Here is an 11598-nt window from a genome sequence, read left to right on the forward strand (position 1 = left end):
GCGAAAGGAAGGTCAGCCGCGTGACGGGAAAATGCCCGACCAGGCGATGCAGTACTGAACGGTCAGGGTCGGCATGCAGTTCTCGTGCGGCAGGCTGCTGCCGGTGGCGGAGACTGCAGCCGAATCCAGCACCATTGCGGTGGCGCCGTTGGTGTCGGTGACGTAGTAGGGTTCGCCGCTGGCCGAGCCCGGGACGGCGGTAGCCGAAGGTACGTCCGCCGTGGCGGCGGCGCTGGTGAGGTTCAGTGGGTGGTTGTGCGCTGGCAGCTGCGGCAGGGTCAGGGTTACCGATTCGGTGCCGCCGGATTGACCGATCACGCGCTGGGTCAATCCCAATCCCTGGCCCTGGTGAACGGGCAGGCGACCACGCAGGTCGGGCAGGCCGAAGGTGTTCTGGCCATCCCCGCCGTAGGTGGTACCGATCAGAGTAAACAGGGCTTCCTGCCCGGCGACCGGCACAAGGCGGCCGTCGCAGGGAAACCAGCCAACCGGCAGGCGGCTGAATCCGAACATGCGGATCTCGCCGACAAAAGGCGTACTCATCTGTGCGTGCTCCTGGAAAGTAGGGCGGAACGGAGTGCGTTGGTGCCGGCGCGATCAGTCGCGCGGCGGGTACAGTCCGCCCTGGATGCAGATGAAGAAGTTGATGACTCCGAAGGGCTGCATGTTCGCGTGTGCCTGGTTGCTGCCGGACACGCCCACCGACCCGCCGGCCTGCGGCACGGCCGGGCTGGCTTGGGTGGCATACATCTTCGGGTTGCTGGCGGTGCCGGCGAAGGTGGCACCGGTGGGGTTGCGCACGGTGCCGGCGCTGGTCACGCCCAGCACCCCGTGCGTATGCGGCGGGATGTTGCCGACCAGCAGGGTGATCGACTCGGCGCCGGCGGCTGTGCCTACCGGCTGCGCCGGCGGCTGCCAGGCGGAGTCCACCGAGATGCCGGCCGATACCGGCACGCGGCCGCGCAGGTCGGGCAAGGCGAAGGTGGTGCGGCCATCACCGCCATACTGGACCCCCAGCAGAGCGAACAGGGCCTGGTTGGTCTGGACCGGCATCAACTGGCCGTCGCACAAGGCGAAGCCCCTGGGTGCAAAAGGAAAACCGGCCATGATGATCTGGCCGAGATAGACATCGCTCATCGAAATCCCCCTTGGATGCTGAGCGCGGGGCGCCGGACTGGCGCCCGCGTACTCTGAAGGCCATTCAGGTTGTGTACAAGTCCCTGCCCCTGCCGGCGCATCGCCAGACCCTATCTTCTGGTCGGGGACTCTGTTCCAATGGCGCCACGGAGGGGCGTGGATGGCCTACCGCTGGCACCGCCGGGGATTGGCAGGGGAGAACCTCCCCGGAAGCACCGCCAGCTGGAACGCGCACCTCGATGTTGTTCCACATCCAGGTGGGATTCTTCTAAGGGGGAAGAGTCATGGCGTTCCTTTCCGGTACCGCGCGTTCCGCGCGTGCGTTCGCGTTCGTCCTGCTGCTGTCCTGCCTGGCCCTGCTATGGCCCGGGCTGGCCTCCGCCGCCAATACGTCCACCCTCTGCGGCCCCTTCTCGGTGCACGTGCCGAGCGGGGGCAGCGTGCCGATCAACGTCACGGCCTGCGCCAGGAACATCAACTTCGCCGGTGATGGTCCCGTCGATGGACCCGCGCTCCCGCAGCGTGGCAGTGCCATCCTGCGCATCGCCGGCAGCAGCTGGTTCGTCGATTACAGCCACAACGGGCTCAATACCGTCGGCGATGTCTTCGAGTTCTCCGACACCGACGGCAATACGGTCACGGTGACGATGATCATCGACCCGCCGGCGTCGTCGATCGTGGTCAGTCCTGCGGTCCTCGACCCGATGACGGCCGGCACGTCCTTCAGCCAGACCTTGAGTGCTACAGGCGGTGCTTCGCCATATACCTACGCAATCAACGGCGGTCAGTTGCCACAGGGGCTGGCCCTGAACAGCAACGGCACGCTCTCGGGTACCCCGACCCGGCGTGGCGCCGTCAGCTTCACCGTGCGCGCCACCGACAACCTGGGGGCCGTGGTCGACAAGGCGTACGCGCTGACGGTGCAGAATCCGTCCCTGTCGATCACGCCGACCGCCGCGACGGCAGTGATCGGCAATGCGTTCTCGCTGGCCCTGAATGGCAGTGGCGGCGTTGCGCCGTACACCTATGCGGTGGAATCGGGCGCCTTGCCGCCAGGCATCACGTTCAACGGCGTGGACACCTTCAGCGGTACGCCCAGTGGCCCTGCGCAGGCCTATCCACTGACCCTGCGGATCACCGACAACAGTGCAGGCGCGGCGCCCTACTACGAACTGAAGTCTTTCACCCTCACGGTCAGCAACGCGCCCACCGTCAGCATCAATGTATCGCCGAGCAGCGTCGCCGAGGACAGTGGCACGCCGCTGGTGTACACGGTAACGCGCAGCGCCAGCCAACCGACCGCGATGCTGGTGAACCTGACGCTTTCCGGGACGGCGACCAGCGGCACCGACTACACCGGTGCGGTGTCCAGCGTGACCATCCCGGCCAACGCCACCAGTGCCACGTTCAACATCGTTCCCGTCGCCGATACTCAGGTCGAATCCGATGAAACGGTGATCTTCACCGTGGCCGCGGGCGCCGGTTACACGGTGGGTGCACCGGCCAGTGCCACCGGCACCATCGTCAACGACGACTTCCCGGTGGCCACGGTCAGCGTCTCGCCGGCAACCGTCAACGAGAATGGCGGTGTGCCGCTGGTCTACACCATCTCCCTTGATCGGCCCAACCCGGTGCCGTTGTCGATTGCCTTCACCCTGGGCGGCACCGGAGCCAGCGGTACCGACTACACCGCAGTCAGTTCGCCGCTGGTGATCGGCGCAGGTGCCACCAGCGCGACCGTGAGCATCGCGCCCATCCCGGACGCGATTCCCGAACCTGACAAGACCGTGGTGTTGACCCTCGCCCCCGGCGCCGGGCATCAGATCGGCGCGCCGGCCAGTGCCACCGGTACCTTGCGCGACGATGACCTGCCGGGGCTGAGCATCAACGACGTCAGCGCCAACGAAGGCGACAGTGGCACCACCGGTTTCACCTTCACGGTATCGCTGAACGCGCCTGCGCCCGCCGGCGGGGTCAGCTTCGACATTGCCACTGCCAATGGCACTGCCACTGCGGGCTCGGACTACGTCGCACGCAGTCTGGTCGCACAGACCATTCCTGCCGGAAGCCAGACCTACAGTTTCGTCGTGCAGGTCAATGGCGACACACTGCATGAGTTGAACGAGGACTTCTTCGTCAATGTGACCAATGTCAGCGGCGCGACGCTGACCGACGGCCAAGGCCGGGGCACGATCATCAATGATGACGCGGCACCCTCATTGTCCATCGCCGACATCAACGTCACCGAGGGCAACAGCGGCACCACGCCGGCGGTGTTGACCGTGACACTGTCAGCGGCAAGCGCGCTGCCGGTCCAGGTCCAGTACGCCACGGCCAATGTCACCGCCGTTGCGCCGACCGATTACACGGCTGCCAGCGGCACGCTCAGCTTCCCGCCCGGCACGACCACGCAGACGATCACCGTGCTGGTCAACGGCGATACCACGGTGGAGCCCGACGAGACCTTCCAGGTCAATCTGAGCAACCCGGTCAACGCCAGCGTGGCCGACGGCTCGGCCGTGGTCACCATCGTCTCCGATGACGCACCGGTGGTGGTGGGGCCGACGGTGCTGCCGCCGGCGAAGGCAGGCGTTGCCTACAGCCAGACGTTCTCGGCTACCGGCGGCACCGGGTCCTACACCTACGCGCTGTCGGGCACGCTGCCCACCGGCCTGACGTTCAACACCAGCACCGGGACACTGTCTGGCACGCCGACCCAGGCGGGCACGTTCTCGTTCAGCGTGAGTGCCACCGACAGCAGCCCGACACCGAACATGGGGACGGCGTTCTACGGGCTGATTGTGTCCGGGCCGACCCTGGCCCTGCCAGGCGCTGCGCTGCCAGCAGCCGTGCGTGGCCAGCCGTTCAGCAGCAATCGTGGCCCGGTCAGTGGTGGCAATGCGCCCTATACCTTCAGTGTCACAGGCGTACTGCCGACAGGATTGGCGATCAGCCCCAACGGGGTGATCAGCGGCACGCCGACCGCGGTGGGCACGTTCAACTTCACGGTCGTCGCCCGTGACAGCACCAGTGGCACAGGTGCGCCCTTCGACGTTACCGAGAACCTGACCATCACCGTCGCGGAGTCACTACCGCTGGCAGGCAACAGTACGTTGAGCGTGGGCTTCAATGCTCCGGCGGCGAACGTAGCACTGATCCTGAGTGGCGGCCCCGCCACCTCGCTGACGCTGGCGGCGGCGCCCACCCATGGCACGGCACTGGTGACCGGCCCGACCACGATCAGTTACCAGCCGGCAACCGGTTATGCCGGGTCGGACAGCTTCTCCTATACCGCGACCGGACCGGGCGGAACGTCCACACCGGCGACGGTGACGGTCACGGTCGCCGATCCGACCATCACCATCGGTGCCAGCGGCGGTTTCACCGCTGTGGCCGGTATGCCATACAGCCAGACGTTCACCTGGTCCGGCGGCAGCGCGCCCTTTAGTGGTTACCAGGTGTCCAACCTGCCGGCCGGACTGTCGGTCACCGCGACTACCGCCAACAGCGCAACCGTCAGCGGCACGCCGACGGCCTCGGGTACCTTCAACATCAACGCATCAGCCAGGGACAGCAGTACCGGCAACGGCCCGTATACGGTCGGCCAGCTGTTCAGCCTGGTGGTGGCGGGTCCGAGCCTGTCGGCGACACCGGCCGTGCTGCCGACCGCAACGGCGGGCAATCCCTATCAGCAGGCGATCACCGCGACGGGTGGCATCGCGCCGTACCAGGTGGCACTGACCGGTACGTTGCCGGTTGGCATGAGCTTCAACGCCGCCAGCGGCACGTTGTCGGGTACGCCGACGCAGTCGGGCACGTTCGCGCTCAGTGCGACGATCACCGACAGCACCGGCGGTACGCCGGCCAGCATCACCCAGAGCTACAGCCTGGTGGTGGCCAGCCCGAGCCTGTCGGCGACACCGGCCGTACTGCCGGCCGCAACGGCGGGCAATCCCTATCAGCAGGTGATCACTGCGACGGGCGGCATCGCGCCGTATCACGTGGTGCTCAGTGGTTCGCTGCCGGCCGGTATGACCTTCGATGCGGCCAGCGGCACGTTGTCGGGTACGCCGACACAGTCGGGCACATTCGCGCTGAGTGCGACGATCACCGACAGTACCGGCGGTACGCCGGCCAGCCTCACCCAGAGCTACAGCCTGGTGGTGGCCAGTCCGGTGCTGGTGGCGACCCCGGGCACGCTGGCGGGCGGCACCGCAGGCAGCCCTTACCAGATGGTGTTCACCGCCAGCGGCGGCATCGCGCCGTATCACGTAGCGTTGTCGGGCACGCTGCCCGCCGGGTTGTCGTTCGATGCCGCCAGCGCCACCTTGTCCGGTACGCCAACGCAGTCGGGCAGCTTCACCGTCAGCGCGACGATCACCGACAGCACCACTGGCACACCGGCCCGTCTGGTACAGGCCTATACGCTGACGATCGCCGCGCCTGCCCTGTCGCTGACTCCGGTCGCCGGCGCGTTGCCGGCCTCGACGGCCGGCAGCAGCTACACGCTGGCTTTCGCGACCACCGGCGGTCTGGCGCCTTATCGCTACACGCTGGCCAGTGGTGCGTTGCCAGCGGGCCTGGTGCTGGATGCCAGCACCGGACGCGTCGCGGGTACCCCGAGCGTGGCGGGCAGCTTCGGCTTCAGCGTCGCTGTCAGTGATGCCACCACTGGTGGCGCAGGTTCGGCCACCCAGGCCTACACGTTGAATGTGTCGGCACCCGTACTGACCCTGACCCCGTCTGCCCTGCCGGCGGGACTGTTTGGCCACCGCTACGAGCAGCGCCTGGCCGCTGCTGGTGGCACCGCACCCTATCGCTATGTCCTCAGCGCCGGTGCACTACCGGATGGAGTGACGCTGGAACCGGCCGGTGGCCTGGCCGGCACGCCGACCGCCGCGGGTGCGTTCGCCTTCACTATCACTGCGACCGACGCGCTGGGCTTCAGCGGAAGCCACGACTACGTCGTGCAGATCGCGCCGCGGCCCGATCCGAGCCGGGATCCGGAAGTACGTGGCCTGCTGTCGGCACAGCGCGATGCGGCCCGTCGATTCGCCAATTCGCAGATCGAAAACCTGCAGCAGCGCATGCAGCGGCTGCATGGCGCCAGCCGCAGCAACGGCTTCAGCAACAACCTGAGCTTGTCGTACGCGCCACGACGCTGTGAACCGATGGTGGGCAACGTGCCGGGCCCGGACTGCGATGCGCAGCGTCGCCAGCCGTTCGATCGCGAACCGGCGCCGGCGGTGTCCGATCCGGCAGCAAACTCGCAGGCACCGTTGGGCCTGTGGGTGGGCGGCACGATCCGCTCCGGGCGCAACGAGGGCGGCCAGCGCAGCGGAGTCGACTTCGAGACCGATGGTGTCACCATCGGTGCCGACCGCCGGCTCAGTGACACCCTCGCGGTGGGTGCCGCGCTGGGGTATGGACGCGATCGCAGCGATGTTGGCGAGCGTGGCAGCCGCAGCGATGGCCAGGCCTACAGCATGGCGTTGTATGCGAGCTACAGCCTGGGCCGCAGCCTGTTCGTGGATGCGCTGGTCGGCCACCAGCTGCTGGACTACACCCTGCGTCGCTACGTGACCGCAGATGGCAGCTTCGCGCATGCACGCCGCAACGGCAGCCAATGGTTCGGTTCGCTGGCCTTCGGCGCCGACCTGGCCCGCGGCGACTGGCAGTTCACGCCATATGCGCGCCTGGATGCCTCGCAGGGCTCGCTGGACCGTTATGCCGAACAGGGCAGCGATCTGTTCGCGCTGCGCTATGGCAGCCAGGATGTCGATGCCACCACCGGCAACGCCGGCCTGCGCGTCGAAGTACGGCGGGTTGCACGGTGGGGCGCGTGGACGCCGCAGCTGAGGGTGGAATACCAGCATGATTTCAGCGGCAGCGGTGTGGCCACCCTGCAATATGCCGACCTCGGCGAGCTGCCGTTCTACCGCACCACGCTGGATGGCTTCGACCGTAACCGATGGGTGCTCGGCGCCGGAGTGATGTTCGACTTCGGCCGCAACTGGGGCCTGAAAGTGGACTATCGCGGCCTGGTCGGCAGCGGCGACGACCGCGACCATGGGGTGCAGATCAGCCTGGACAAGCAGTTGTAGCCCATCACCACTGGCGGCAGTGGCTGCGGTGAGGCTCCCGCCTGGATTCAGGGCGGGAGCCCCGGACTGCAATCGAAGGCAAAGAAAAACCCCGCCGAGGCGGGGTTTTTCATGCAGCGATGAAACGACTCAGTGGGTCCACTGCGGCATCGGCATCGCATCGACGGGAATCGGCGAATTGGCATCGTCATGGCCGCGCTCGCGCTTGCTGCGCAGATCGTTCTCGATCTGGTAGTTGCGGCGCTGCATCCACGCATCGCGGACCAGCGAGTACTCGTCCACCGCGGTGTCGCGCAGGTCGTCGATCGCCAGCAGCTGCGCGCGGGTATCGACCAGCTGCAGGCCCTGCAGGCCGATGCGGACCTTGTCTTCTTCGATGCGGCGGATCGGCGACAGCGGGATGTCACCGGCCAGGCCGAACACATCACGCACGGTACGCGGGCCGAAGAACGGCAGTTCCACGTAGCGCGAGCGACGCCAGCCCCACACGCCCAGGGTCTGGCCGAAGTCTTCATTGCGACGCGGCACCATCGCCTTGCTGGCCGGATCGAACAGGCCACCGATACCCAGCGTGCTGTTCATCAGGAAGCGGCCGAGGCTGTCCCACGCATCGGCCCCGCGGCCCTGCAGCAGCTGGTTGGTGATGGTCACCGGCGCACGCAGGTTGCTGAAGAAGTTGCTGACGCCGGTACGGGCGAAGCGCGGCACCACATGGGTATAGGCGGTCGCCAGCGGACGGGCGATGCCGCGGTCGACCGCGTTGTTGAAGGTATGCACCTTGCGGTTGAACGGTTCCCACGGATCGTAGGCCGCCGCGTTGGTGGTATTGCCGGCGCCGCCATAGAGGGCGTCGAAATCATCGTCGCCGCCGGGTGCGGTGGCTGCTGCGGTGTTCGCTGCATTGCCATCAACGGGCGCTGCCGGAGTGGCCGGCGATGGGGCCGTGGCAACCGGCGCCTGCGCCGCCGGAGCGGCCACGGCAGGGTCGACCGTTCCGCCATCGGCAACTGCAGAGGGGGCTTCGGCAGCGGCATTGGCCGGAACCACGGTGCTGGCCACCGGTGCATCGCTGCGTGCGGGCTTGCCGGCGCAGGCGGTCAGGGCGGTGGCCAGGACGATCAGGGGGAGAGTGCGTACGACGTTCATGTCAGCTCGCAGCAGAAGTAGCGTTGAAATCCAGGTCGGGCGACAGCCGGTAGGCCGCGCTCAGCTCGTTGTAGCCGGCCGGCGCGCCGGAGATCGCCAGCGGGTGGCCGGCCTTGCGTGCACGTGCCGCCAGTTCGGCCAGCAGGGCAAGGCCGGCGCTGTCCACGCGCTCGACCTCGCCCAGCTCCAGCCGTGCCAGCTGGGCGGGCAGCGCCTGCAGCTGCGGCCACAGTGCGATCACTGCGGCACGATCCAGCACTCCGCGCAGGCGCAGGGTGTCGCCTTCCAGCAGTGCCAGTGCGTTACTTGCCATTGCCCGCGGGCCCGGCCTGCATGCTGCCGCTGTGCAGCTCGCCGGCCACCTGCTTGATGCCCTTCTGGCGCAGCGGGGTGTCGAACTGGTTGCGGAAGGTCTGCACGTAGGAGATGCCTTCGATGTTGACGTCGAAGATCTTCCACTGGCCGTTGACGTTGCGCATCCAGTACTCGACCGGGGTCGGCTCGCTGCCGGCACGCACCAGTTCGGTGCTGACGCGCACGCCGCGGTTGCCCGGCAGCGGGCTCTCGCCCTTCAGGCGGAAGCTCGGCTTGCCCTGGATGTTGAGCAGGGTCGAGCCGTAACGCTGCATCAGGCTGTCGGCCATGGCATCGGCGAACAGCTTGATGTCGGCATCCGAAGCGCCGCGGGCGTGCGGGCCCAGCACCAGGCGCGCGGCATAGTCGCGGTCGAAGGTGCGGTTCAGTTCGCTGTCGATGTAGCTGCGCAGGCTGGCCGGGTTGCTGCTGAACTCGCTCCGGCGCTGCTGCAGGGTGGTGAGGATGCGCGTACTGGCATCGATCACCACCTTGCCGGCCTGGCCCTGCGTCGCGGCTGCGGCGGGGGCGGCGGCCTGGGCCTGGGCGAGGAACGGAGTAGCTGCCAGCAGCGCCGAAGCGAGCAGGGCCGGGATCAGTTTCATCTTCATGGTTGCGGTTCCGTTGCAGGCGCCTGCGCGCCATCGTTGGGCTTCTGGCCAGCGCCGCCACCGGCGCCGCCACTGAACATGTACTTGCCGACCAGCTGGATCAGGTCCACGGCCGGCTGGGTGAAGACGATCTCGTCGCCGGCCTTCAGCACGTCCGGATCACCGCCCGGCTGCAGACCGATATAGCTCTCGCCGAGCAAACCACTGGTGAAGATGCCGGCCGAGGTGTCTGCCGGCAGGTCCTTGACCTTGCTGTCCATGCGCAGGGTCACGATCGATTCGAACTTCACCGGGTCCAGGTCGATCGAGGCGACCTGGCCGACGGTCACGCCGCCGATCTTCACCGGGGCCTGCTTGCGCAGCTGGCCGACCTGGGAGAAGCGTGCTTTCAGCTCGTAGCCCTGGCTTCCCCAGCTCCAGCGCTGGTTGGTCGAGGCCACGGCCAGCACCATCAGCGAGGCCAGGGCCAGCAGCAGGAAGGCGCCGACGGAGAATTCGAGTCTGGGACCGCGGATGGCCATGTGGATTACCTGATCGAGTCGTAGTGGCCGCGCGCGCCTGCGCACCGCCGGTGGAGGGGTTAGGTGAACAACATTGCCGACAACACGAAGTTGAACATCAGCACCAGCAGCGAGGCGTTGACCACCGCACGGGTGGTCGCCACCGAGGTGCCCTCGATGGTCGGCTCGGCGTGGAAACCAACGTAGGCGGCGACCAGCGCGGCGGTGCCGCCGAAGATCGCCGACTTCAGCATCGCCACGCCGAAGTCATCCCAGAAATCGACGCTGTTGCGCAGCGCCGACCAGAACACGCCGTTGTCCAGGCCCAGCACATGCACCGCTTCGAAGTAGCTGGCACTGATCGCCAGCGAGCAGAAGATGCCGGTCAGCAGCGGCACGGTCAGCACCGCCGCCCAGAAGCGCGGCGCCACCGCCTTGGCCACCGGATCGATCGCCATCAGTTCCAGCGCCTTGATCTGGTCGGTGGCTCGCATCAGGCCCAGTTCGGCGGCGATGGAACTGCCGGCGCGACCGATGAACAGCAGCGCGGTCAGCACCGGCGCCAGTTCGCGGTACAGCGACAGGCCGAGCAGGGTCGACAGCGCGTCGGCCGCACCGAAGGTGGTCAGCGTGCGGTAACCCTGCAGGGTCAGCACCAGGCCGACGAAAGCGCCGCCGACGGCGATGATCGGCAGCGAGCGCGCGCCGATCTTGTAGATCTCGCGGGTCAGCTCGGCCAGGAAATCACGCGTGGGCAGCGAACCGCGCAGCACGGTCAGCGAGAACAGGCCGGCGCGGCCCAGCGAACGGGTGGCTTGCACGAACGGCATCAGGCAACCCTCGCGCGCGGCGCGGCATCGAACGGAATGGGGCCATCGGGCTGGCCATGCAGGAACTGCCGCAGCAGCGGGTCCTGGCTGGACTGCAGCGCCTCGGGCGTGCCCTGGAACACGATGCCGCCATTGGCGATGGCGATCACCTGGTCGCAGATCGGCAGGGTCTCGTGCACGTGGTGGCTGACGATGATGCTGGTCAGGCCCAGGCTGTGGTTGAGGCGCTGGATCAGGCTCATGATCACCCCCGAGGCGATCGGGTCGAGCCCGGTCAGCGGCTCGTCGTAGATCATCAGCGGCGGGTCCAGGGCCAGCGCGCGGGCCAGTGCCACGCGGCGCGCCATGCCGCCGGACAGCTCGCGCGGCCACGCATCGGCGGCGGCGAGCAGGCCCACCGCATGCAGCTTCATCTGCACCAGTTGGCGCAGTACGGCGGTCGGCAGGCGGGTGTGCGTGCGCAGCGGCAGCGCCACGTTCTCGGCCACGGTGAGGTCGGTCAGCAGGCCATTGCCCTGCAGCAGCACGCCCACGCTCTTGCGCATTTCCAGCAGCGCGCTGCTGTCGTGCGGGATCGGCCTGCCGAACAGGGTGACGTCGCCGGCGACCGGGCGCAGTTCGCCGGTCAGTGCCGCCAGCAGGGTCGACTTGCCGCTGCCGGACGGACCCAGTACGGCGGTGATGCTGCCCTTGGGCACCTGCAGCGACACATCGCGCAGGATCGTGCGCCCGCTCCGGTCGATGCGGACGTTGGATAACTGCACCAGACTGGAGGCGGAAGCCGACATGGGCACCATTAACGTTTTTTAGACATCGAAGGATCGGGCCCGTCGGCTGAACATAAGCAGACTGGACGGTGCAGTATTGTTGCACGACAAGGCTTGGCGCAGGCCGGGACAATCGGCGCCTGCCCCGG

General features: G+C 67.5%; 8 protein-coding genes and 1 pseudogene. 1 reads left to right on the forward strand and 8 read right to left on the reverse strand.

Features of this window, described 5'->3' with window-relative positions; translation table 11 throughout:
• Positions 1-12: 12 nt before the first annotated feature.
• Together N5C18_RS05785 and N5C18_RS05790 are read right to left on the reverse strand one after the other, a co-directional pair.
• Positions 13-543 (reverse strand): tail fiber protein, encoded by a 531-nt coding sequence (locus tag N5C18_RS05785; protein ID WP_164240914.1) that lies wholly within the window; start codon positions 541-543, stop codon positions 13-15.
• 54 nt (positions 544-597) lie between these two features.
• Positions 598-1137 carry a tail fiber protein gene (locus N5C18_RS05790; protein ID WP_053508172.1) on the reverse strand — a complete coding sequence of 180 codons (540 nt, stop codon included), beginning with the start codon at positions 1135-1137 and terminating at the stop codon, positions 598-600.
• A 284-nt stretch (positions 1138-1421) separates the two neighbouring features.
• On the opposite strand from N5C18_RS05790, the gene N5C18_RS05795 reads away from it, so the two are divergent.
• Complete coding sequence (locus tag N5C18_RS05795) at positions 1422-7241, forward strand: putative Ig domain-containing protein (protein WP_279944032.1); 5820 nt, start codon at positions 1422-1424, stop codon at positions 7239-7241.
• Between the two features lie 129 nt (positions 7242-7370).
• On the opposite strand, the gene N5C18_RS05800 is transcribed toward N5C18_RS05795, so the two are convergent.
• The 6 genes and pseudogenes from N5C18_RS05800 to N5C18_RS05825 form a co-directional block, all read right to left on the reverse strand.
• Positions 7371-8387: a VacJ family lipoprotein gene (locus N5C18_RS05800; RefSeq protein ID WP_164240911.1), complete on the reverse strand. Its 1017-nt coding sequence runs from the start codon at positions 8385-8387 to the stop codon at positions 7371-7373.
• A 1-nt stretch (position 8388) separates the two neighbouring features.
• A complete protein-coding gene (locus N5C18_RS05805) occupies positions 8389-8700 on the reverse strand; it encodes an STAS domain-containing protein (protein ID WP_008266246.1) in 312 nt (103 codons plus the stop codon).
• Positions 8690-9352 carry an ABC transporter substrate-binding protein gene (locus N5C18_RS05810; protein ID WP_164240909.1) on the reverse strand — a complete coding sequence of 221 codons (663 nt, stop codon included), beginning with the start codon at positions 9350-9352 and terminating at the stop codon, positions 8690-8692. The genes N5C18_RS05805 and N5C18_RS05810 overlap by 11 nt, the downstream gene beginning before the upstream one ends.
• Before the next feature lie 56 nt (positions 9353-9408).
• Positions 9409-9873: pseudogene (gene mlaD, locus N5C18_RS05815) on the reverse strand (outer membrane lipid asymmetry maintenance protein MlaD); the annotation flags it as partial.
• 59 nt (positions 9874-9932) lie between these two features.
• Positions 9933-10682, reverse strand: a complete 750-nt coding sequence (locus N5C18_RS05820) for an MlaE family lipid ABC transporter permease subunit (RefSeq protein ID WP_005414955.1) — start codon at positions 10680-10682, stop codon at positions 9933-9935.
• Entirely contained in the window at positions 10682-11470 is a 789-nt protein-coding gene (locus tag N5C18_RS05825; RefSeq protein ID WP_279944033.1) for an ATP-binding cassette domain-containing protein, read from the reverse strand. The genes N5C18_RS05820 and N5C18_RS05825 overlap by 1 nt, the downstream gene beginning before the upstream one ends.
• Positions 11471-11598 lie beyond the last annotated feature (128 nt).

Origin of the sequence: Stenotrophomonas sp. GD03930, assembly GCF_029839665.1 — a bacterium.
In the GTDB taxonomy this organism is placed as follows: Bacteria; Pseudomonadota; Gammaproteobacteria; order Xanthomonadales; family Xanthomonadaceae; genus Stenotrophomonas; species Stenotrophomonas forensis.

What these genes read in the sequence shown, in the direction of transcription:
- N5C18_RS05785 (WP_164240914.1), bottom strand. Translation starts at nt 543, where the DNA reads ATGAGTACGCCTTTTGTCGGCGAGATCCGCATGTTCGGATTCAGCCGC.
- N5C18_RS05790 (WP_053508172.1), bottom strand. Translation starts at nt 1,137, where the DNA reads ATGAGCGATGTCTATCTCGGCCAGATCATCATGGCCGGTTTTCCTTTT.
- N5C18_RS05795 (WP_279944032.1), top strand. Translation starts at nt 1,422, where the DNA reads ATGGCGTTCCTTTCCGGTACCGCGCGTTCCGCGCGTGCGTTCGCGTTC.
- N5C18_RS05800 (WP_164240911.1), bottom strand. Translation starts at nt 8,387, where the DNA reads ATGAACGTCGTACGCACTCTCCCCCTGATCGTCCTGGCCACCGCCCTG.
- N5C18_RS05805 (WP_008266246.1), bottom strand. Translation starts at nt 8,700, where the DNA reads ATGGCAAGTAACGCACTGGCACTGCTGGAAGGCGACACCCTGCGCCTG.
- N5C18_RS05810 (WP_164240909.1), bottom strand. Translation starts at nt 9,352, where the DNA reads ATGAAGATGAAACTGATCCCGGCCCTGCTCGCTTCGGCGCTGCTGGCA.
- N5C18_RS05820 (WP_005414955.1), bottom strand. Translation starts at nt 10,682, where the DNA reads ATGCCGTTCGTGCAAGCCACCCGTTCGCTGGGCCGCGCCGGCCTGTTC.
- N5C18_RS05825 (WP_279944033.1), bottom strand. Translation starts at nt 11,470, where the DNA reads ATGTCGGCTTCCGCCTCCAGTCTGGTGCAGTTATCCAACGTCCGCATC.